Source organism: Butyrivibrio sp. WCD3002 (assembly GCF_000424265.1).
GTDB lineage: Bacteria > Bacillota > Clostridia > Lachnospirales > Lachnospiraceae > Butyrivibrio.
This window is the reverse complement of the sequence record NZ_KE384154.1, coordinates 1-22967: the sequence shown is the minus strand read 5'-3', so window position 1 is coordinate 22967 and position 22967 is coordinate 1. Positions and strand designations below refer to the sequence as shown.

The following is a 22967-nucleotide window of genomic DNA, read 5'->3' as shown; positions in this document are numbered from 1 at the left end:
GTAGAATTCAAGAAAGTCATGTTGTTAACCTGACTAATTAGGAGAAAAACTATAATTATGTATATTGAATATGTGAAGGAGATGGTGAGTTGAAGAAGGTACTTATAGTTGCAAGTGTAGTCTCTTTCATAGAATGGTTTAATAAAGAAAATGTTGAGTTTCTAAGGTCAGAATTGAAATGTGAGGTTCATATAGCTTGTAACTTTGATTATATGGAAGATACAGATGAGGAAAGAACAAAAAAGTATCTTGGCATGATCGAGTCAGAGGGCGTTATTCTTCACAATATTCATTTTGCTAGGAGTCCATTTAATAAAGCCAATATTTCAGCATATAGAGAACTGCATGACGTTATAGCAAAAGGAAATTTTGATTTAATACACTGTCACACGCCTGCTGCTTCGATTTTTACAAGGATGGCAGCTAAAAAGGCGAGAAAAAAGGGATCTGTGGTAATGTATACATGTCATGGATTTCATTTCCATAACGCAGCGCCAAAGAAGAATTGGCTTTTGTATTATCCAGTAGAGAAATGGATGTCAAGATATACGGATTATCTTGTTACTATCAATAAAGAGGATTATAAACGGGCACAAGGATTCCACGCTAAGAATGTCAGATATATTCCGGGAGTAGGCGTGGATATTGATAGAATTAAGAAGGCCAAAGTAGACAAAAGAGCTTATAAAAAGAGTATTGGTATTCCGGAAGATAGCATAATGCTCCTATCTGTTGGAGAAATGATTGAACGTAAAAATCATGAAGTAATTATCAGAGCTTTGGGGCAATTAAAGAGGAGCGATATTTACTATGTTATTTGCGGCAAAGGACCGCTGAGAGAATATCTTGAACAACTGTCAGAATCATTAGGAGTTCACACAGTATTTCTTGGATTCAGGAAGGATATTCCGGAATTATGTAATACCGCGGATATAAGTGCATTTCCTTCGAAGATAGAGGGGTTGGGGTTAGCCGGAATAGAAGCTATGGCTGCCGGAGTTCCATTAGTTAGTTCAAATGTCCATGGAATATTGGATTATGTGATTGATGGTAAGACGGGGTATGCATGTAATCCGGATGATGTAGAAAGTTTTTCGAAGGCTATCGAAAAACTAGCAAGTAACGAAAATCTTAGACTTAGTATGAAAGAGGATTGTTTGAAGGCTGTAGAGCCTTTTGATATAAACAATGCTTTGAATACTATGTGGAATATATATAGAGAGATATTAGAATAAAGGTAAATGAATTATGGCAAAAAAAATAGGGTTGGCAATAGTAACTTATACAATAAATTATGGAACCTATCTTCAAGCATTTGCAACACAATACGCGATAAGAAAATTAGGGTATGATACAGAGATTATCAATATAAATAGTGTGATAAGCGACGTATCAAAGGCTAGAAAGAAATACTTTATAGGTCAATTGTTAAACTTTGCAGAGGTGAGAAGTTATTTTGGTACAATAGGATCAATTATTCAAAAAAAGATTAATCCTTCTTATAAAAAATATTATGGATCTAGAGAAAAAGCTTTTGCTAAGTTTCATGATGAACATTTTATTATAGGACCAGTATGTAATTCCTGGGAAGGACTTTCTGATCATTGTAAAGATTTTGATTCAGTAGTTGTTGGTAGTGATCAATTATGGAGACCAGCAAATATTGCAGGTAATTTTTATACTTTAAATTTTGTACCGAATGATATTAATAAGATTTCATATGCCACTAGTTTTGGGCTAAAAGAAATCAGAAATAATCAAAAAGAAATAGCTAGGGCTTTTTTATCAAGAATTCAATATCTAAGTTGCCGTGAAGAGAGTGGGGCAGAAATTATTAAAAATTTGACAAATAGGCAGGCTAAAGTGGTGTGTGATCCGACTATGCTTTTATCGAAAGAGGATTGGGATTCACTGATTTCACAGAAGCAAATTATTGATGGGGATTATATATTAGTTTACCTTGTCGGCGAAAACAAGGAGCATAGGGAATATATAAAAAATATAGCAGCTGATGAGTCCTGTAAAATAGTTGGTGTTTTACATGGAGCTGGATACATTAAGGGTGATGAAAAATATGTTGATGAATATCCTGCTGAAGTTGGGCCATTTGAATTTTTAAACCTGATTAAGTATGCAAAAAAAGTGTGCACAGATTCATTTCATGGATGTGTGTTTTCAATAATATTCGAGAAGCAATTATATGTGTTCAAAAGATTTTCTGATGCTAATAAAATGTCTACTAATTCTAGAGTGACCAATTTACTTGATAGATTTGGGTTGGGGGATAGACTAATTGAGGAATATGAAAAAAAGATTCTAGTGAAATAGATTATTTGAAGATAAAGGAATTATTGGATGATTTTCGTAGTGAGTCTTTAGATTATTTGATACATGCATTAAATAAAGAATAAGGTTGATAAAAATGATTGATTTTTCAAAAATAGAGTGCACTGGCTGTACAGCATGTGCTTCTATATGCAATAGAGAAGTAATACAAATGGATAAGGATGAGGCAGGCTTTCCTGTTCCGCGAATTGTGGACGTCGATAGATGTATCGAATGTGGTTTATGTGAAAAAGTATGTCCATATCTTAATCCTAAGCTTGAAATAAAAAACGAGGATGAAATTGCTATCATTGCCCAAATTAAGGATTCGGAAATTAGGAAAGAAAGTGCATCTGGTGGAATGTTTAGTGCTATTGCCTTAACAGTGTTAGGTAAAAACGGGATTGTTTTTGGCGCTGCATATGATGATGATTTTAAAGTTCGACATATTTCTGTCGAGAAGGCTGATGATTTATGGAAATTGCGTAACAGTAAATATGTGCAAAGTGATTTGGGTAACACATTTATTGAAGTGAAGAACCACCTTAATAGTGGAAGATTGGTTTGCTTTAGTGGTACCCCTTGCCAAGTAGAGGGGTTGGCATCTTTTCTTCAAAAAGCATATGATAATTTGATATTAGTTGATTTAACGTGTCATGGTATAGGATCGCCACTAATTTGGGATAAGTATTTAGAATTAGCAAAAAACTATTCACCGAAACGAATTTATTTCAGATGGAAACATTATGGATATAAGTATTCGACTATGTCATATTTTGATGAAAATGGAAAGGAAGTCTACTTTAAGGATGTAGAATCTGACAAAATGCTTAGGGCATATTTTACAAACAGTTGTGACAGGGAGGCTTGTTATAATTGTAAATTCAAGAAAAGATATCGTATATCTGATTTTACTTTATGGGATTGTTTTCAACCTGTTTTTTTTGCGAGCGATTTTGATGATGATAAGGGAACATCATCAGTTCTTATCAATTCAAACAAAGGTAGAAAATTGTTAGATGATATTATCTCTAAGAAAATAGTAAAGTATTTATATATTTCACCATCGGATATTGTATATGGTAATAATGAAATGGTTAATTCAGTTGTTCAGAGTTCTATTAGAAATGATCTATTGATGGATGCAAAGCAAATGAATGCAGCAGATTTATTTGAGAAATATTTCCCAGATCAATTCTATAATCGCTTTAGAAGATTGCTCCGCATGTTATTACTAAAATCAGGTTTATATAGACAAGTAAAATATGTGATTTATAAAAATAGAAGATCAAGGACGAATAAACAGAATTGAGTAGAACAAGAGGATAAAAATGTATAGAGTGTTGCAGGTTATGGATGGCTTGGGTAGAGGTGGGGCTCAGGCCTTTATTATGAATAACATAGAAGAATTATATAAGCATGATATTATTTGCGATTTTTTAATCAGGCGTGATAATAGCCAGTATACTGAGTTTGTGGAGAAGCATTTAGGAAAAATCATCCTGACACCCCCGTTTCCCAAAGCATTTATTTCTAATTATTTTAAAACTTATCAATATATAAAAGAACACGGCAAAGAATATGATGCAATCCATGTACATGCTAATGCTTTAATTTATGTACTTCCTCTGAGAATGGCGAAGAAAATAGGCATTCCTGTAAGGATAATACATAGTCATAACACAAAAACAAATGTTAAGTGGCTTCTTCCACTTCATCTTTTTAACCAAAAGCGAATTTTGAGATGGGCAAATGTTTTCTTGGCGTGCGGGTTAGATGCTGGAAAATGGATGTTTAAGAATGAAAATTTTGAAGTCATAAAGAATTGTATAGAAGAAAGAAAATTTAAATATTCTCAGTACAATCGAGATTTAGTTAGAAAAGAGTACAATATACCCGATGATTGTACTTTGATTGGACATGTTGGTGCGTTTAAGAACCAGAAAAATCATAGATTTATTATTCGTGTTTTTAAAGAGTATCTTAGTAAAAATGCAAATTCAAAACTATTGCTGTTAGGAACTGGCATTTTAGAAGAAGAAATAAAGGAATTAGTAAGAACAGAGGGAATATCTGATAAGGTTATTTTTGCTGGGGCACAAGGTAATATTTACAGATATTATCATGCTATGGATATTTTTCTTTTTCCATCTCTGTTTGAAGGATTACCATTTTCAATTATTGAGTCTCAAATGTCAGGATTGCCAGCTTTGATTTCCACAAATATTACAGATGAGGTTGTTGTTACAGATATTGTAAAAAAAGAAAACCTAAATGAGAATATTGAGTTATGGGTAAATGATATATGCGATTTATTAAAACAAAGCATTAATAGAGAGGCTTACGCGGCAATTGTAAGTGATGCTGGATATGGAATAAAATCAACTTCAGGTAGATTGGTTGAAATTTATTCTCAGGGAAAAGTACATTTTTAGATAGATAAATAATTATATGGAGTATATATGTCCATTGCATTATAGAAAGGTAAAAAATGAAAATTGGAATTCTTACATTTCACAGGGCGTATAATTATGGTGCATTTTTACAGTGTTATGCGTTAATGTGTTCATTGCAAAGTCAAGGGCATTATGTAGAAGTAATAGATTTTACACCATCATATTTGATGGATGGATATAAAAAAATAAGGCTGTTTGAAAAAAAACGTATTGAAACAAATAATCAATTATTGTTCTTTATCAAAGATACACTATATAAGATTATTAATTGGAACTACATTAAAAGTAGAAATGCATTTGAGATAATTCGTAATCATTCTATTGACAGTAGTATTGGGATTTTAAATCTGTCAGAGGAAGGTGTTATATCTGATGAACTAGAAGTATTCCAAAGGCAAGTTGCAAATAAGTATGATGCAATAATAGTAGGAAGCGATGCGGTTTGGAATGACTATCAAACGCAATGTCCATATGTATACTATTTAGAAAACGTTGATTGTAAATATAAAATTTCATTTTCTGCATCCGCATATGGAATGAGTTATGAGAGGAAAACGGATAATCAGCTAAACCGAATAAAAACTGATTTGTTAGAGTTTGATTTGTTATCATGCAGAGACAGTTATACTGAAAAATATATTTCGAATTTATTGGGGAAAGACATTTTTCATGTTTGCGATCCCACACTATTACTAGATATAAAAAAGTTTTCAAAATATAAAGATGCAGGTAAAAACAAACTTGAAAATGCTGGTGTGAATTTTGAGAAAAAGCTTATATTTTTGATGGGGGATAATAAGCTTGGTAAGGAACTAAGAAAAAATATTGATTCGAATGATTATATGATTATAGGTGTATATAACTATAATAAATATGCGGATGTTAATGTTTCTGAGTTAAATCCATTAGAATGGGCAGCAGTATTCCCTTTTTTTGATTTTACGGTTACAACATATTTTCATTGTACAATTTTTTCGTTACTAAATGGGGTACCAACAATCGCAGTGGATAAGAGAACGGACTTTTCTAGTGTACATAAATCGAAAATTCGGGATCTGCTTGAACGACTGAATTTAATGGAATCATATTTATCTAGTGACGATATATCAGTAAAACTACCGGAGGTTTTAGAATCAATAATGAAAAGTAGTGATATTGAGGTATGGAGAAAAAAAGTTATTAATTCTATAGATGCAGAAAGAGAATCTGCACTTGCTTATATACAGTTGATAGGAAAATTAGAAGGTTGAAGATATGTTAAATAAATCAAAACTCTTAAGGATATATTTGGCGGCTTATATTTTGCTATTACCAATAATTAGGTATTATAAATTACCAGGCGGGAATAATCTGTATCTTTTTTTTGCTAATATCTGTGCTTTAGTAATATTGCTACAAAAGAGAAAGCTTCATATTAATTACAAAATAGTAACCTTATTTGGAACATTCTTTTTGTGGATACTAATAATATCCATATATGCGTATAATTTATCTGATTATTCGAGTATGGTCCAAAATGCAGCTCCACATAATTTAATAGTTTTGTGTGATAGTATTATCCTGGCCATAATATGTTTTGAAGATGGTATGGATTATAGGCTGCTTGTGTCAATGTATAAATATTTGTGCTATTTTTTATTACTATATATATGTTTTCAGTTTGTTGGGATTAAGATTCCTGGATTAACAATGACAGGGCGAATTTCGATACTAGAGGTTGCTGATTCATATTTAAACAGGGGAGCAAATTTCGGGGTCTATCCGATGGGGGGATATATAAGATACTCATCGTTGTTTATTGAACCGTCACATTTTGCGCAATATTTAGCACCTTTTTTATGTATGAATCTATATGGATATGAAGACATTATAAAAAAGAATTTTATTTTGTCCATTATTATCAGTCTTCTAATGGTCATGAGTATATCAGGGACAAGTATTGCTATTGCAATGGTTATCTGGGGCTATTATTTCTTTCGTGAATTAAAAAGTTTAACTCCTTCTAAGATGATAATAATATTGCTGGCAGTATTATTAGCGATAGTATTGATATGGGTAGCATTGCAACAAGCTGGTATTATTGCAATGCTTGAACGAATGACTAATGTAAATGATAATAAAGTAACAGATAGAGTTACGCGTGGTTTTGCAGTTTTTCTAGAATTACCTATTTTGGAAAAACTCTTTGGAATAGGGTATCAATGTGTCTATCCATTATCAATAAAGTATGGTATAGAAGTTGGATATCAAGTTACCAATAATGTAAGGGAATATGTAAATGATATTTCTTCGCTATTACTTTCGTTCGGTATGGTGGGCTTTGGGCCTATTGTTTATCTGGGGATACGAGCTTTTAAGGGCTCAAATAAAGCTGAACTATTGATGTATATATCGTGCTTAAGTATTTTTATATCAGAGTGTACATTTGGAGTTACGTGGTTAATGCTAATAAATATGTGTATTGCTAGTTATAAGACAAGGGGAATTAAGAATAAACAGGCTGGGGTGCCATATGATGGAATATAATAAAGTATTTGTTATACAAGTCGATTCGGTTTTGAAATATCCACCAACAATAGCACTTATTAATGACTTAGTAAGAAAAGGGAAAAAAGTCTATCTGTTTTCTACTTATTTTGATGGCAAAATTCAAAAGATTTTACCAGATAGCGTTGAATGCATAAAGATAGGTAGTAATTATGAATATAATTCAAATCGTTTAGAAAAGTTTAAAAATTTATTCCTGATACATCGTTCATTAATAAGAAAAATAGAAAGATTATATGATGAAGACACTATTCTTTGGATTATGTCAAATATAACCATAAAGCATATGGGGAAGAGCCTGTTTAAATATCGTTATAATTTACATCTATTTGAATTGATAGATTCAATGTATTACTTTGGTAAAAATCCATTAATGAAAATAGACATAAAAAGAATATGTGATCATGCGAATAAGGTTATTACATGCGAGTATAATAGGGCATGTATTACTCAAGCTTGGTTTAATCTGAAGGAGCGGCCCTTAACAATTGTTAACAAACCAGCTCCTAATAATATATGTAAGTGTACAGAAGTGTTTCATGATGATAAAGCAAAGAATATTGTGGATGATTTAAAAGGAAAAAAAATAATATTATACCAAGGAATTGTAGATGCAGAGAGACCAATTGAAGTTATAGCGCAAGCAGTGGAAGAAATTAGTGGTTTTGTTTTTCTTATTATGACAGGAAGTGAGTGTGATGATCTGAAAAAGTATAAGAATACGATTGTAATTCCTTATATTGAGCCTCCGTATCATTTAGAAGTTACAAGCCATGCATATATAGGAGTATTGTTATATGTGCCAGTATACGGTACGTTTACATCTCCACTGAATTCAATTTATTGTGCGCCTAATAAACTATATGAATATTCACAATTTTCATTACCTATGATAGGGAATGATATTCCAGGGCTTAAGTATTCTATAGAGTCTAATGGGATGGGTAAATGTATAGAAACGCTCGAAAAAAAGAATATTATTAACGCGATTAAGGATATAGATGATGCATATTCCGAAATGTCGCGTAATTCAAAATTATATTTTGAAGGAACAACAAACGAAGAGGCTATAGTTAAAGCGTTAAGAAAAAACTAAGGTCATGAAATATATACAAATGATGATGAATCTGGTTTGTTGTGTTCTGAAGGGAGTACATTAAATGAATAAAAAGTCACAACGTTATAAAAGTCTCTTTTCAGATACGACAGCATTTTTGATTAGCAACTTTGCTTCAAAAATATTAGTTTTTCTAATGGTTCCTTTATATACATCTGTATTAACTACTACAGAATATGGAATTGCTGATTTTATAACTAATACCATAAATTTATTATATCCAATACTTACATTGAGTATTATGGAAGCTACACTTAGATTCGCATTTGATAAGGATATTTCGGTTCAAGAAGTGTTAGCTAATTCTCTTATAGTAATAGTACTTAGCGAGATTATTGTTATTGCATTCATGCCTGCGATGGGCATGCTTAGTCAATCATTCGATTTGCTGGAGCCTCTTAAATCATATTGTATTTGGTTTGCAGTGATTTATTTTGGCTTTAATTTGCAGCAAGTCATGTCACAATATATAAAAGGTATAGGGAATACAAGAGTTTTTGCATTTTCTGGTATATTACAAACTGTTGTAGTAGTGCTGACAAATGTTATTGGGCTGTTATATTTGAAGTGGGGACTTACTGCATACCTCTTATCGATTGCTCTTGGTTATTATTTATCTGCGCTTTATATCATTTTATTTGGAAAAATTAGTTTTAGACGTGCAAGGATCAATATAAAATTATTAAAGGATATGTTACTTTTTAGTATTCCAATGATTCCTACTTTGGTTTCGTGGTGGATAAGTACTTCTGCTGATAAGTATATATTGATTGCATATAGAGGATTAGCGGAAAGTGGAGTATATAGTGTTGCATATAAGATACCTTCAGTGTTGACGCTTTTTAGTAATATATTTACTTCTGCATGGACTATTTCTGTAATCAAATCTGTTTCTGACGAAGATAAATCGAGTTATCAATCGGTAGTATACAAATTTTATAATTCGTTTAATGTGTTAGTATGTACAATTTTTATATCTTTTTCAAAAATACTAGGAAAAATGTTGTTTTCGCAAGAGTTTTTTGAAGCATGGCATTGTGTTCCTATGCTTTTGGTGGCATATTTGTTTGCATGTCTTTCGGGTTTTTTAGCCAGTAGTTTTAGAGCTGAAAAAGATACAAAAGGGTTGTTTATAACATCATTAGTAGGAAGCATAACCAATATTCTTCTCAATTTTATTTTTATTATGCATTGGGGCATGATGGGGGCAGCATTCACCACGATTTTAGGATTTGGAATTACGTTTTTTTTACGAGAAAAAGAACTTAGGAACAAGATAGGATTATTTGTAGAGAAAAAAAATTATTTTGTATATGTATTATTGTTTTTACAAGCATATGTAATGGGGAATGAATATAATTATTACTACTATATATCTATAATATTTTCAGTGCTAATCATAGTGCTATATATAAAAGACTATATGGATGTAATCGTAAAGTTTGGTCGGATATTATGTGACAGGATAAAAAGACATTGATGTTATAAGGGTTAAATACATAAAGTCAGTTAATTATGTTTGAAATACAAAGCGGAGAAGACGTGCTATGTTTGTGCTAAAATCGATTCTAAAGAGAATTATTTATAGAGAGAGGGTTGATTCGGAAACATTTGTTAAGTATTTAAGAAAGAAAGGCGCAAGTATTGGTATAGGTGCATATTTTTTTTCTCCAGAATTAACAAATGTTGATGCTGTTAGAATTGATCATATAAAAATTGGAGATTATACTAAAATAACATCTGGATGTACTATATTAGCACACGATTATAGTTCTAGCGTTCTTTTACATACTCACAAAGAGATTCTTTTACCTGGTGGAAATGAAGTTAATATTGGCAAGAATTGTTTTATAGGTATGAATTCAACGATACTGATGGGATCGAGTATAGGCGACAATGTGATAGTTGGAGCAAATTCGTTGGTTTGTGGTGATATTCCAAGTAATTGTATAGTGGGTGGGGTTCCTGCAAAAATACTTATGTCTTTAGATGACTATTATCAAAAGCGCAAGGATCTTTTTTTGCAAGATGCTGTTAGAAATGTTAATCATTTTATTAGAATTCACAATAGACCTCCTAAGATTGAGGAAATTGGTGCATTTGCAACATTGTTTATCCCAAGGAACGATTATAATTTTTCAAAGTATATAGAGAATTATTTGTCTGCTGGTAATGATCCTATAGATGTACGAAAAGCATTTTTTGAATCAGAACCGATATTTAATGGTTATGATTGTTTTTTGGAATACTGTTTGAATACAAATAGTGATGATTAAATGCAGTTATGTAATTAGCTTGTATTTCTGGATTAAGCTTCCTGCAACTATGGTTATTATTCTGTGAACAGAAGTGCGAATGGAGATACTTTATTTTTCTCGAAAAAACAGGTTTCAAGAGAAATTGATAAGGAGTTAATTTAAAAATGAAACGTATAGTATTATGCGCATCTACAAGACCAGAAATGATTAAAATGGCGCCTCTTTATTTAGAAATGAAGAAGAGAGAAGGTCTTGAAACAATACTGATGTCAACAGGTCAGCATAAGGAAATGCTGTATCAGGTTTGTGAAGCTTTTGGTATTAAGCCTGACTATGATCTTGAGATTATGAAGGAAAAGCAGGATCTGTTTGATATCACTACTAGTATTTTGTCTAAGGCTAAGGATTTCCTTAATGAGGTTAAGCCGGATCTGGTGCTTGTACATGGTGATACGACTTCAACTTTCGTAATGGCATTAGCCTGCTTTTACTTACAGATTCCTGTTGGTCATGTTGAAGCAGGGCTGCGTACTTATAATATCTACAGTCCTTATCCTGAGGAATTCAATAGAGAAGGTGTTGGCATAATAAGCCAGTTTAACTTTGCTCCGACACAGTTAAGCCGTGATAACCTTTTACATGAAGGTAAGAATGAATCCACAATCTACGTTACGGGTAACACTGTTATTGATGCTATGCAGCATACAGTTAAAGAGGACTATACTCATCCTGAGCTGGAATGGGTTGATGATAATAAGCTGATTTTTATAACTGCACACAGACGTGAGAACCTTGGAGAGCCTATGCACCAGATGTTCAGAGCTATAAGACGTGTGCTTGATGAACATCCGGATTGCCGTGCAGTGTATCCGATACATATGAATCCTGTTGTTCGTGAAGCAGCAGATCAGGAGCTTGGTGGTTGTGATCGCATCCATATTATTGAGCCAATAGAAGTATTTGATTGCCACAATTTTGAAGCGCGTAGCTTTTTATGCCTTACAGACTCCGGCGGAATCCAGGAAGAATGTCCGTCATACGGAGTACCTGTACTAGTTATGCGTGATACAACCGAAAGACCTGAGGGTGTAGATGCCGGAACTTTGAAACTTGTCGGTACTGACGAGGAAGTTATTTACTCTACATTCAAGTTATTGCTTGAGAATGAGGAAGAGTATAAGAAGATGGCTAATGCTTGCAATCCTTATGGTGATGGTCATGCGTGTGAGAGGATCGCAGATATTCTTGAAGGCAAGGAATATAAACCCTGGGAGCCGACGGTATTGATTCGGTAACCGTGCATTTCGGTAACCGTGTACTGTTAACAAGTCATCACATTGGTACCGTGTACTGTTAACAATTTGTGAACAGACATTGGTGCCCGTCACTGTATATCAATAGAAAAGTCTGTGAACTTCTGTAAGGGTGTACCGTGAAGGGTGTACCGTGTACTGTTATTCGGTAACCGTGTACTGTTAACAATTTAATTCGGTAACCGTGTACTGTTAACAATTTATGAACATTTGTTTGCGTGCCTTGACAAACAATGGGAATCGCGTATTGCCAGTGCTGTGAAAACGTGAACCATGTACTGTTAACACAAGAGAAAATGATAAGGAGCTAATTTTTTAATGAAACGTATAGTATTATGCGCATCTACAAGACCAGAAATGATTAAAATGGCGCCTCTTTATTTAGAAATGAAGAAGAGAGAAGGTCTTGAAACAATACTGATGTCAACAGGTCAGCATAAGGAAATGCTGTATCAGGTTTGTGAAGCTTTTGGTATTAAGCCTGACTATGATCTTGAGATTATGAAGGAAAAGCAGGATCTGTTTGATATCACTACTAGTATTTTGTCTAAGGCTAAGGATTTCCTTAATGAGGTTAAGCCGGATCTGGTGCTTGTACATGGTGATACGACTTCAACTTTCGTAATGGCATTAGCCTGCTTTTACTTACAGATTCCTGTTGGTCATGTTGAAGCAGGGTTACGTACTTATAATATCTACGAATATGGTACCGTGTACTCCGAATTTTTTGTGAACATTTGTTTGCGGCTATTGACAAATGATCTGAATTATACATTGGAAACTTAAATGTATATTTTAATTCCAGTTTGCAAGAGTAAATTCTAGAGGCCTAGAAGTAACTCTTACACATATATTTTTGCCATATTGCTCTTATGATATTTATCTCTATATAATGTTCGGGCAGCTGATTGCCTGCCTGTGCAGATTGGAGATAATTATGAATAATGGCAATCAGAAACACTTAACTTATGATCAAAGAGTAGAAGGGTGTACCGTGTACTGTTAACAATTTATGAACATTTGTTCGCGCGCCTTGACAAACAATGGGAATCAGGCATTGCAGGACTTAAATGTATATTTTAATTCCAGTTTGCAAGAGTAAATTCTAGAGGTCTAGAAGTAACTCTTACACATATATTTTTGCCATAAGGGTGTACCGTGTACTGTTAACAATTTATGAACATTTGTTCGCGCACCTTGACAAACAATGTGAATTAGGCATTGAGATTTGGTAACCGTGTACTGTTAACAGAAAGAAATCGGATTGACCGATGAAGAATTAACTGCGCTGCAATTATTGCTACTAAAAGATCCACAATCTGGGCCGGTGATGGAAGGCACTGGAGGAATACGAAAAGTAAGGTTTCCTTTGGAAAACAGACATTGGTACCAGGTAGTGTTAACAAATTATTAATGTTTGAGCTATATTGTTGACAAATGGAAACACATAGATCATGTATTTAGTTACCAGTTACCGATCAAGGATAAGTAAGGAAAACAATTATCTGTGAGTGACAATGATTGGGTGTTTTGCTTGTGAATACTTTGAGGCGATGGGAAGATATGATGCTTTGTACCGCTAAAATGAATCTTTTGAGGACAAGGATATGGAGGAATACAAGGAATATTATATTGCGTTCATCGATGTTCTAGGTTTTAAGAACTTGATACAGAATGAGACTTGTCAAAAAATCATTGATATATATAAGTCTATTAGATCAATGCGTGTTCTTAATGAACGCATAGAAGAAGGTGGGGAGGAAAAATCTGTTCCGCTTATACCGGATGAAGACATAAATATTAAAATAATGTCTGATAGCGTTTGTATCTATATAAGAGCTGATATACCGGAATCATTATTTGAATTACTCTTTATTTGTATGGATTTTCAAAATAGAATGATAGAATTAGACCCACCAATTTTGCTGCGGGGAGCAATTGCAAAAGGGAATTTATATTCGGATGATGATATTATTTTTGGACCAGGTTTTGTCAAGGCTTATGTAATGGAAGAAAAGAATGCTAGCGTTCCGAGAATTATCATTACAAAAGATATAGTAGATGATTATATTAAGACTTTTCCTGAAATGCGAGTGTCATATAATTTGTTGAATAGAGATTATGATGCATTTTATTATATTGAGTACATTTCAGCGTATGGATTAACAAATCGAGATAAGCTGGGAAAGTATGATGAGTTATATAAATATATAGAAAACGTTTTAAATTCAACTACGGACGATTCTGTCAGAAATAAATTTTTGTACTTGGAATCCAAGGTGTTGCCGCTATTGAAAATGGAAAATAAGAATTAGTTAGTGTTTACTCTAAGCTTTTGGTGATTTTTTGTTTTTTTGGAGAAAAGCTTTAGAACAGTTTAAAAATGCTGGTTTAGAATAAAACGCTAAGATATCTTCATTTTGATGAATGTGAAAAGGAAATATGGCTAGAGTACATTTTTTTGAAGCGATAGAACGCGATAATAATTTTCCAAAAGAATATATAAAACTGGAAAAAATGTGTGCCGAGGAATATGGGAGTATATATTACCACACACATATTTCCATTAATTCATGGATTGAGAAGAATTTCAGACAGTGGAGGAGACGTTCAAATTATACTTCGTTTACAGAACTTCGAGTGCAACTTGGGTTCTCAGCTAAAAACTATGCGATTATTGCCAGTAATATAGATTTGAATCAATATCTCCTGTTTTGTGAAATGCTTTTAAATGTGATTGCTGGATTAAGGGAATACAAAGTCGATTCGTTGGAAAAAGTAATAAAGGCATTGGATGAAACGATAAAAGCAACAATAGAAAAGGCTGGACTTGAGATCAGGGAGATAGATGGTGATATCTTGATAGTAGAAAAAAATGCTGTCGCTACTGAAGTTGCTGAGAAACATGCTGAATTGGCAGAGATTGTCATAGAATATAACCATTATCTTCTTAAGGGCGATTTAAAAAGAAAAAAGGAATTACTAAAGCAATTAGCAGATGCATTAGAGCCAAAAAGAAAAGTGCTGTCAGGACTGAATAAATCACAGACAGATGATTTCTTTTATTTGGTTAATAATATGAACGTTCGTCACAACAATTGTGATCCAAAGGACACGTTTAAATACAATAAGAAGTTTGCAGATCTTAGCCAGGCTGAGAAAGAATCTTGGTATGACTTGATTTATGAGCAGGGGCTATCATTGTTTGTTTTACTTGACCAACAGGAACGTAATAAGAAGATAGATGCTTTTAAAGTTGGATGAGAGATTGATGACATTTTCCAAATGCGTTGTAGAAATCTAGAATAGGAGCGTAACAAAAATTGAAGAAAGTAATGTGTGTTTTTGGCACAAGGCCGGAAGCAATAAAAATATGTCCTCTTGTAAACGAGATGAAGAAGAGGGAAGGACTTGAAGTTGTTGTTTGTGTAACAGCTCAGCATAGGCAGATGCTGGATCAGGTCCTTGAGACATTTGGAGTTGTGCCTGACTATGATCTGAATATTATGAAGGACAGGCAGACTCTTTTTGATATTACAACAAATATCCTGAATGGAATTAAGACTGTTTTGGAAGAGGTTAAGCCAGATGTGGTTCTTGTGCATGGCGATACTTCGACTACATTTGTAACTGCACTTGCATGTTTTTACCTGCAGATTCCTGTAGGACATGTGGAAGCGGGGCTTAGGACCTACAATATCTTTTCACCATATCCGGAGGAGTTCAACCGTCAGGCTGTGGGAATAGTTAGCCAGTACAATTTTGCACCTACACCGCTTAGCAGGGATAATCTGCTAAAAGAAGGGAAGAAGGCGTCTACTATTTATGTGACAGGTAATACTGTTATTGATGCCATGCAGCATACGGTTAAAGAGGACTACACACATCCTGAGCTGGAATGGGTAGGGGATGATAAGCTTATTTTCATTACAGCCCACAGGCGCGAGAATCTTGGCGAGCCTATGCATCATATGTTCAGGGCAATAAGAAGGGTTCTTGATGAGCATCCGGACTGCAAGGCTGTTTATCCTATACACATGAACCCTGTAGTCAGGGAAGCTGCGGAGGCTGAGCTTGGTGGATGTGACAGGATTCATATTATTGAGCCGATAGAGGTTTTTGACTGCCATAATTTTGAGGCGAGATCTTTTTTGTGTCTTACTGATTCAGGCGGAATTCAGGAGGAGTGTCCTTCTTACGGAGTGCCTGTTCTTGTTATGCGTGATACTACGGAAAGGCCTGAAGGTGTGACAGCCGGGACGCTTAAGCTAGTTGGGACTGATGAAGAGGTGATCTATAGTACTTTTAAGCAGTTATTGGAAGATCCGGCAGCATATGAAGCTATGAGCGGGGCAGTTAATCCTTATGGCGATGGACATGCCTGCGAGAGAATTGCGGATATTCTGGAGGGGAAAGAGTATAGAGCATGGGAGCCATGATTGTTTTTTGACATTGGCAATGCCATTTCGCACTTGAATGCGGAATTTGATTCGGTAACCGTGTACTGTTAAATTTTCACTTATATTTTCTCTTATCTCTTTGTATTATAGACAGGCAGTTGATTGCCTGCCTGTGTAGAAAGAGAGATAAGATGAATGATAATAGACCCAAAGGCAATCAAAAGCACATGGATCTATCAGGAATTCAGTAACCGTGTACTGTTAACAATTTATGAACATTTGTTCGCACGCCTTGACAAACAACTTGAATGCGGAATTTAAGGTTAATTGCTATTTTGAATTCTACATTGCAACACTAAATTCTACGTACGTAGAAATAAGTCTTACACGATAAATTTTCACTTATATTTTCTCTTATTTCTTTGTATTATGAATCAGGTAACCGTGTACTGTTAACAATTTATGAACATTTGTTCGCGCGCCTTGACAAACAATGTGAATTAGGCATTGCAGGGTTGCGTGTCATGGAAATATACTGAGCGCCGCATAAATACTGGATTACAGACGATTTATGTCATTTGACAACAGGCTGGAGAGATGTTAAGATTAAGGCGTAAGAACAAGTTGATCAAATAAAAAGGGATGCCACCGGCAACGGTCAGGCTTCCTCACATTAGACTAAACAAGTTAGCCGCCTGAGTCTGCCAAAACCGGGGCGGCTATTCTTGTGTTTTACTATTGCGTCCGATGGCGTATCCGAGACCGAACGCAGGTAAGCGTCAAACAATCCGCCTAGGCTGAAGCCTCATTTCATGCTTTACTTTAAAAAACTAAAAAAACTAAGAAAACTAGTTAGTTTTTTAAAGGAGGCAAAGTATGGATAACATTACCCATGAAGTAAGACTCGCTCATTGGGCGGAGATTGTTAAGCAATGCCAGAACAGACCCGTATTCGGTAACCGTGTACTGTTAACAATTTATGAACATTTGTTTGTGCGCCTTGACAAACAATGGGAATCAGGCATTGCAGGGTTGCGTGTCATGGAAATATACTGAGCGCCGCATAAATACTGGGTTACAGACGATACTTGAATGCGGAATTTAATCCCACATTCTCAAAGATCCAGTAATCATGCGGAACTAACATCCGTTTTTCTCCTTCCTATAATTTCAAGCTCAAATTTCAGTATTTATGAGCTTTTTGTTTGTTGATATACCTCTTTAACAGGAGCCAGAGGTGATGAATAGTCATATATCATATACTGAATAGCTGATTGAAGGTAGCACTAATAAAGCATCCCTTTGTTTGCTCTATAAAGGCTATTTTCCCTTTGATCAACTATGATGGTGAACCTTCCGTGTCTAAAGGGATCGTGTCCCATTCGGTAACCGTGTACTGTTAACAATTTATGAACATTTGTTCGCACACCTTGACAAACAATGGGAATCAGGATCAGGTAACCGTGTACTGTTAACAATTTATGAACATTTGTTCGCATGTCTTGACAAACAATGTGAATTAGGCATTGCAGGGTTGCGTGTCATGGAAATATACTGAGCACCGCATAAATACTGGATTGCAGACGATTTATGCCATTTGACAACACATTGGTACCGTGTACTGTTAACAATTTATGTATTCGGTAACCGTGTACTGTTAACAATTTATGAACATTTGTTTGCGTGCCTTGACAAACAATGGGAATCAGGCATTGCAGGGTTGCGTGTCATGGAAATATACTGAGCACCGCATAAATTGGTAACCGTGTACTGTTAACAATTTATGAACATTTGTTCGCGTGTCTTGACGATTCGGTAACCGTGTACCAAGAAGGGTGTACCGTGTACTGTTAACAATTTATGAACATTTGTTCGTACACCTTGACAAACAATGTGAATTAGGCATTGCAGGGTTGCGTGTCATGGAAATATACTGAGCGCCGCATAAATACTGGATTGCAGATGATTTATGTCATTTGACAACAGGCTGGCGAGATGTGCTGACCAGCTAACCGTGTACCGTTAACATGATAAGCTTTTGGACGCACTAAGAAATGCAAGGGTGTACCGTGTACTGTTAACAGGAATCTGTTGAGCCGTCATCCACTAAAATAACTTCAATATTGTTATAGGTCTGCGCAAGTATTGAATCCAGGCATTCTCTTATGTACATTTCAACATTGTAAACGCTATTATAAAAGTTGACCAGTTTCATCCATTTCGCTACTGAAAAAGTTTACCACCTTGCGTTGAGCCTTTTATGATTTTTTTGTATGAAAAAATCATGAAGGGAGAAAGGTGATGATAGTTGAAATGGATCTCTACTACCAAATCCGCAGCCGTTATAACGATGGCGAATCCATACGGTCCATTGCCAGAAAACTGGGGATATCCCGGCAGACCGTTAAAAAGTATTGCAGAGGCGATACACATCCTGATGAGCGGAAACCGTATCATCGGGACTCTGAGGTGGTTACTCAGGAAGTTATTGATTTTGCCCGTGCCTGTCTTGAAGAAGATAAGAAAGAAAATCTCTCAAAACAGTGGCACACAGCCAAGCGCATCTATGACCGCCTTGTCTTTGAAAAAGGCTTCCGAGGTGCTGAATCAACAATCAGAAAACTTGTCCAAGCGCTTCGTGCTGAAATGGATATCCCACCACAGGCAGACATTCCGCTAGAGTATGATCCTGGCGATGCCGGTCAGATTGACTGGGGCGAAGCCACTGCATACATTGATGGGCAAAAAACCAAAGTACAGTTCTTCTGTGGGAGACTCTGCAACAGCTGCGCTGTTTTTGTTCAGGCTTATTATTCCCAGAACATGGAGTCTTTTCTTGAAGCCCAGCAAAAGATGTTTGATTTCTTTGGCGGAGTTCCTTCAAGACTCATCTTTGATAACGCCAAGGTGGCTGTCAAAGAAGGCTTTGGAAAACATGCCAAAGCAACCGATGGATACAAAGCATTTGCTGCCCATTATGCCTTTAATACTGAATTCTGCAACATAGCTAGTGGAAATGAAAAAGGACTTGTTGAAAACCTTGTAGGTTATGCAAGAAAGAACTTTATGGTGCCAGTGCCAAGGGTAAAGAGCATCGACGAATTAAACGTCAAGCTCCTTGCCTCCTGTACTGATTATATGAACACCCATAAAGTTACCACTAAATCAGTTTCAGCAATATGGTACCGTGTACTCCGAACTTTTTGTAAACATTTGTTTGCGACTATTGACAAATGATCTGAATTATGCGTTTCAAAACACTTGAGTGCTAATTTAAATTCCGGATTGTAACAGTAAATTCCGCATGAACTGACTTTACCTCCGCAAATATGGTACCGTGTACTCCGAATTTTTTGTGAACATTTGTTTGCGACTATTGACAAATGATCTGAATTATGCGTTTCAAAACACTTGAGTGCTAATTTAAATTCCGGATTGTAACAGTAAATTCCGCATGAACTGACTTTACCTCCGCAAATATGGTACCGTGTACTCCGAATTTTTTGTGAACATTTGTTTGGAATATGGTACCGTGTACTCCGAATTTTTTGTGAACATTTGTTTGCAGCTATTGACAAATGATCTGAATTATACATTGGAAGGCATTGCAGGGTTGCGTGTCATGGAAATATACTGAGCGCCGCATAAATACTGGATTACAGACGATTTATGTCAATTGACAACAGGCTAGCGAGATGCTAAGATTAAGGCGTAAGAGTAATAAAAAGGGTGTCACCGTGACGGTTAGCCCAAAACTAAATTGTTAAGCAGATATAATGACCGCTCAAATCTTGTTCAGGGACTGGCGGTCATTTCTGCGTTTTATTGATATCCTTGCCGATGGAGTATCCTAATATGGTACCGTGTACTCCGAATTTTTTGTGAACATTTGTTTGCAGCTATTGACAAATGATCTGAATTATACATTGGAAGGCATTGCAGGGTTGCGTGTCATGGAAATATACTGAGCGCCGCATAAATACTGGATTACAGACGATTTATGTCAATTGACAACAGGCTAGCGAGATGCTAAGATTAAGGCGTAAGAGTAATAAAAAGGGTGTCACCGTGACGGTTAGCCCAAAACTAAATTGTTAAGCAGATATAATGACCGCTCAAATCTTGTTCAGGGACTGGCGGTCATTTCTGCGTTTTATTGATATCCTTGCCGATGGAGTATCCAACGGTAAAGCAGGTAAGACATAAGCTTAACACAGCGATTATTCCGAGGATTATTTCCATTGGTTTAGCCCTCCTATTTTATTTCTAATATGGTACCGTGCGAATTCGGTAACCGTGTACTGTTAACAATTTATGAACATTTGTTTGCGCACCTTGACAAACAATGTGAATTAGGCATTGCAGGGTTGCGTGTCAAAATATGGTACCGTGTACTCCGAATTTTTTGTAAACATTTGTTTTCTGAATATGGTACCGTGTACTCCGAATTTTTTGTGAACATTTGTTTGCGACTATTGACAAATGATCTGGATTCGGTAACCGTGTACTGTTAACAAACTTGAGTGCTAATTTTAATTCCGGATTGTAACAGTAAATTCCGGGAAGGGTGTACCGTGTACTGTTAACAATTTATGAACATTTGTTCGCGCGCCTTGACAAACAATGTGAATTAGGCATTGCAGGGTTGCGTGTCATGGGAATATACTGAGCGCCGCATAAATACTGGATTACAGACGATTTAACATTGGTACCGTGTATCGTTTGTTTTTTGCAAGAGCTTTTTGGAAAAAGTTGCAAAGTATTAATGGACAAACTTGCATGTCCATTTTGGACAAAGTTGCAAGGGGTTCCCAGCACCATTTAGGTACCAGGAAATCCATTGCAGGCTTGTTGCTTTTATCAGAGGTAAGTAATGGAGGTCTTATCTGTTCCCTTGCTTAACCTGCTCATTAAACTGCGCGTTTCTTGTTGTCAAATGGATCCTTTCCATTACGATTCATTCGGTAACCGTGTACCAATGTGGTCTATCTAACGTCAACTTAACATGAATACATATTCAATTATCGCATAAAGATAGGAGGAGTGGGGGCCAATTTGTTTTATTTTTCGTCTCTCACGCCACTTGCTAGAAAAGACTCCGGTTTTTGTTTACTTTTATCCATGCCAAATAAGCCTATACTGAGTATGGGCTTGAGTGATTGGTTATTATTCTGTTTCAATAAATGTTAGAATGCAGTTTTAAGGTTTGGAAAATGCTTCCTACGTATTTGTTTGAGGTTACGACGCTTACATTTTCGGCCTGGCTGAATCATTGATTTTACCTTTACTGATGTAGCCGTCAAGTCGTCTATTGCGGAGATATCTGTCAATGAGCATAGTATACGAGGGAATATCCTTTTAATTCTCCCTATAATAAATGATCGATTGGCTTGATATCTGTGTTTGGTGGCATTTTTCATTTTTGTATCAATAATGTTATCAGCGCTACCTTTTATAAGAGCTGTAAGATTTGTCAGCAAAAGGTTTATGTAGAACTCCTGAAATACAGCGGTTGTAGTTTTGCCGTTGAATTCTTCAAGGAGAAATTTTTCCTTTAACTCATAGTATTTTGACTCTACTGGCCACCTTAAGAAATACAATTCACGGAACATATCCACAGTTATAGATTCGTCAAATATGTTAGTGGCAAGATATTCTGCAGTGCCATCATCAAGTATGACTTCTATTACTCGGATTGGAATGTCACATGTTTTGAGTTTGGGATCACCGGCAAGAGTGGTGACTTTTTCGCCATGGCAGGCGCGTGTGAGTTTGATTTTTTCTTTTAGTCGCATTAGGCAGTAATGATTATTGTCTGTACAGTAGCGGAACATGCTTTCTGAATAGTAGCCACGATCAAATATAATTATTGAATCTTTGTAAATACCAAGAGCCTCAAGGTTTTTCATGTGATCTAATGCAGCTGCCCTTTCTGATGCAAGGTACTTATGAAGCGATGCATGCACAATGTAGTCATCCATTACGTCATATACTACAGAGGATAGTCCAGAAGAAAACTTACGGTTCTTGTCATGAACAGTGAACATTTCGCCGAAGAATTCAAAATTAGATTTACAGTTTGGAACTTCCAGCCTTGAGCCATCAATGGCAAATATATGGTAACCATGCCATGTTTTCCGTTTTCGGATATTTTTGTAGAAAAGATCTACTGATAAATTGAAGAGCTCTTTAAATAATTGTGGCTTGATGTGTTGACGTGCTTTGGATACAGCCTGTTTAGAAACAGAAGGGAAATTGTCAGGTGATAAATCTTCGCTTATTGCTGTAAGATTTTGGTACATTGAAGCTTTGGTGGTATAAAATAGATATGTTACTAGGTGGAGCATTGAAAGTTTGCGCTTTCTGATGAAGTGATTCTTTTCACGGTGAGCTTCCAGGCAGTCCGGAGAAGAGATATATTGCTTGATCTTTTGGATGATAAGTTTGCAGATTTCATGTTTTTCCATACGTAACCTCCTAAATTTGCGTAATCTGGATATGTGTTTCGCAGTCACGAAACTACATCTCCTTATTGATTAAGGGCCGCGTAG

Annotated in this window: 17 protein-coding genes and 1 pseudogene; 16 read left to right on the top strand and 2 right to left on the bottom strand. The window is 35.4% G+C overall.

Going from position 1 to position 22967, the window contains the following annotated elements:
* The first annotated feature begins 89 nt into the window (after positions 1 to 89).
* The 15 genes from G608_RS0117850 to G608_RS0117780 all read left to right on the top strand — a co-directional run bounded on the left by G608_RS0117850 (position 90) and on the right by G608_RS0117780 (position 17472).
* On the top strand, positions 90 to 1235 hold the full coding sequence (locus G608_RS0117850; RefSeq protein ID WP_026497118.1) for a glycosyltransferase family 4 protein: 1146 nt from the start codon (positions 90 to 92) through the stop codon (positions 1233 to 1235).
* Between the two features lie 13 nt (positions 1236 to 1248).
* The gene (locus G608_RS0117845) at positions 1249 to 2328 is read left to right on the top strand and encodes a polysaccharide pyruvyl transferase family protein (RefSeq protein ID WP_026497117.1); all 1080 of its coding nucleotides are present in this window, start codon (positions 1249 to 1251) and stop codon (positions 2326 to 2328) included.
* 94 nt (positions 2329 to 2422) lie between these two features.
* Positions 2423 to 3637: a Coenzyme F420 hydrogenase/dehydrogenase, beta subunit C-terminal domain gene (locus G608_RS0117840; protein ID WP_026497116.1), complete on the top strand. Its 1215-nt coding sequence runs from the start codon at positions 2423 to 2425 to the stop codon at positions 3635 to 3637.
* A 19-nt stretch (positions 3638 to 3656) separates the two neighbouring features.
* A complete protein-coding gene (locus tag G608_RS0117835; protein WP_026497115.1) occupies positions 3657 to 4760 on the top strand; it encodes a glycosyltransferase in 1104 nt (367 codons plus the stop codon).
* Between the two features lie 56 nt (positions 4761 to 4816).
* Positions 4817 to 6031, top strand: coding sequence for a polysaccharide pyruvyl transferase family protein (locus G608_RS0117830; RefSeq protein ID WP_026497114.1), 1215 nt, complete (start codon positions 4817 to 4819; stop codon positions 6029 to 6031).
* Positions 6032 to 6035: 4 nt separating this feature from the next.
* Positions 6036 to 7307: a hypothetical protein gene (locus tag G608_RS0117825; protein ID WP_026497113.1), complete on the top strand. Its 1272-nt coding sequence runs from the start codon at positions 6036 to 6038 to the stop codon at positions 7305 to 7307.
* The gene (locus G608_RS22705; protein ID WP_051209510.1) at positions 7294 to 8424 is read left to right on the top strand and encodes a hypothetical protein; all 1131 of its coding nucleotides are present in this window, start codon (positions 7294 to 7296) and stop codon (positions 8422 to 8424) included. The genes G608_RS0117825 and G608_RS22705 overlap by 14 nt, the downstream gene beginning before the upstream one ends.
* A gap of 64 nt (positions 8425 to 8488) precedes the next feature.
* Positions 8489 to 9925 carry a lipopolysaccharide biosynthesis protein gene (locus tag G608_RS21830; RefSeq protein ID WP_051209508.1) on the top strand — a complete coding sequence of 479 codons (1437 nt, stop codon included), beginning with the start codon at positions 8489 to 8491 and terminating at the stop codon, positions 9923 to 9925.
* Positions 9926 to 9992: 67 nt separating this feature from the next.
* Positions 9993 to 10721 carry an acyltransferase gene (locus G608_RS0117810; RefSeq protein ID WP_026497112.1) on the top strand — a complete coding sequence of 243 codons (729 nt, stop codon included), beginning with the start codon at positions 9993 to 9995 and terminating at the stop codon, positions 10719 to 10721.
* 146 nt (positions 10722 to 10867) lie between these two features.
* Positions 10868 to 11998 (top strand): non-hydrolyzing UDP-N-acetylglucosamine 2-epimerase, encoded by a 1131-nt coding sequence (gene wecB, locus G608_RS0117805; RefSeq protein WP_026497111.1) that lies wholly within the window; start codon positions 10868 to 10870, stop codon positions 11996 to 11998.
* Between the two features lie 336 nt (positions 11999 to 12334).
* Positions 12335 to 12802, top strand: a complete 468-nt coding sequence (locus tag G608_RS21825; RefSeq protein ID WP_051209506.1) for a UDP-N-acetylglucosamine 2-epimerase — start codon at positions 12335 to 12337, stop codon at positions 12800 to 12802.
* Positions 12803 to 13623: 821 nt separating this feature from the next.
* A complete protein-coding gene (locus tag G608_RS0117795; protein ID WP_026497110.1) occupies positions 13624 to 14331 on the top strand; it encodes a hypothetical protein in 708 nt (235 codons plus the stop codon).
* A gap of 127 nt (positions 14332 to 14458) precedes the next feature.
* The gene (locus tag G608_RS0117790; RefSeq protein ID WP_026497109.1) at positions 14459 to 15280 is read left to right on the top strand and encodes a hypothetical protein; all 822 of its coding nucleotides are present in this window, start codon (positions 14459 to 14461) and stop codon (positions 15278 to 15280) included.
* Positions 15281 to 15339: 59 nt separating this feature from the next.
* Positions 15340 to 16455, top strand: coding sequence for a non-hydrolyzing UDP-N-acetylglucosamine 2-epimerase (wecB, locus tag G608_RS0117785; protein WP_026497108.1), 1116 nt, complete (start codon positions 15340 to 15342; stop codon positions 16453 to 16455).
* 837 nt (positions 16456 to 17292) lie between these two features.
* Complete coding sequence (locus G608_RS0117780) at positions 17293 to 17472, top strand: hypothetical protein (RefSeq protein WP_026497107.1); 180 nt, start codon at positions 17293 to 17295, stop codon at positions 17470 to 17472.
* 1030 nt (positions 17473 to 18502) lie between these two features.
* Here the strand turns inward: G608_RS0117780 and G608_RS23055 are convergent.
* Positions 18503 to 18631, bottom strand: a pseudogene (locus tag G608_RS23055) (glycosyltransferase family 2 protein); the annotation flags it as partial.
* Between the two features lie 86 nt (positions 18632 to 18717).
* On the opposite strand from G608_RS23055, the gene istA reads away from it, so the two are divergent.
* Positions 18718 to 19653 (top strand): IS21 family transposase, encoded by a 936-nt coding sequence (gene istA, locus G608_RS21820; protein WP_051209504.1) that lies wholly within the window; start codon positions 18718 to 18720, stop codon positions 19651 to 19653.
* Positions 19654 to 21602: 1949 nt separating this feature from the next.
* On the opposite strand, the gene G608_RS0117760 is transcribed toward istA, so the two are convergent.
* Positions 21603 to 22883: an IS4 family transposase gene (locus G608_RS0117760; protein ID WP_026497106.1), complete on the bottom strand. Its 1281-nt coding sequence runs from the start codon at positions 22881 to 22883 to the stop codon at positions 21603 to 21605.
* Positions 22884 to 22967 lie beyond the last annotated feature (84 nt).

Coding starts and splice junctions, on each gene's coding strand:
- G608_RS0117845 (WP_026497117.1), top strand. CDS start 1,249: ATGGCAAAAAAAATAGGGTTGGCAATAGTAACTTATACAATAAATTAT.
- G608_RS0117840 (WP_026497116.1), top strand. CDS start 2,423: ATGATTGATTTTTCAAAAATAGAGTGCACTGGCTGTACAGCATGTGCT.
- G608_RS0117835 (WP_026497115.1), top strand. CDS start 3,657: ATGTATAGAGTGTTGCAGGTTATGGATGGCTTGGGTAGAGGTGGGGCT.
- G608_RS0117830 (WP_026497114.1), top strand. CDS start 4,817: ATGAAAATTGGAATTCTTACATTTCACAGGGCGTATAATTATGGTGCA.
- G608_RS0117825 (WP_026497113.1), top strand. CDS start 6,036: ATGTTAAATAAATCAAAACTCTTAAGGATATATTTGGCGGCTTATATT.
- G608_RS22705 (WP_051209510.1), top strand. CDS start 7,294: ATGATGGAATATAATAAAGTATTTGTTATACAAGTCGATTCGGTTTTG.
- G608_RS21830 (WP_051209508.1), top strand. CDS start 8,489: ATGAATAAAAAGTCACAACGTTATAAAAGTCTCTTTTCAGATACGACA.
- G608_RS0117810 (WP_026497112.1), top strand. CDS start 9,993: ATGTTTGTGCTAAAATCGATTCTAAAGAGAATTATTTATAGAGAGAGG.
- wecB (WP_026497111.1), top strand. CDS start 10,868: ATGAAACGTATAGTATTATGCGCATCTACAAGACCAGAAATGATTAAA.
- G608_RS21825 (WP_051209506.1), top strand. CDS start 12,335: ATGAAACGTATAGTATTATGCGCATCTACAAGACCAGAAATGATTAAA.
- G608_RS0117795 (WP_026497110.1), top strand. CDS start 13,624: ATGGAGGAATACAAGGAATATTATATTGCGTTCATCGATGTTCTAGGT.
- G608_RS0117790 (WP_026497109.1), top strand. CDS start 14,459: ATGGCTAGAGTACATTTTTTTGAAGCGATAGAACGCGATAATAATTTT.
- G608_RS0117780 (WP_026497107.1), top strand. CDS start 17,293: ATGGATAACATTACCCATGAAGTAAGACTCGCTCATTGGGCGGAGATT.
- istA (WP_051209504.1), top strand. CDS start 18,718: ATGATAGTTGAAATGGATCTCTACTACCAAATCCGCAGCCGTTATAAC.
- G608_RS0117760 (WP_026497106.1), bottom strand. CDS start 22,883: ATGGAAAAACATGAAATCTGCAAACTTATCATCCAAAAGATCAAGCAA.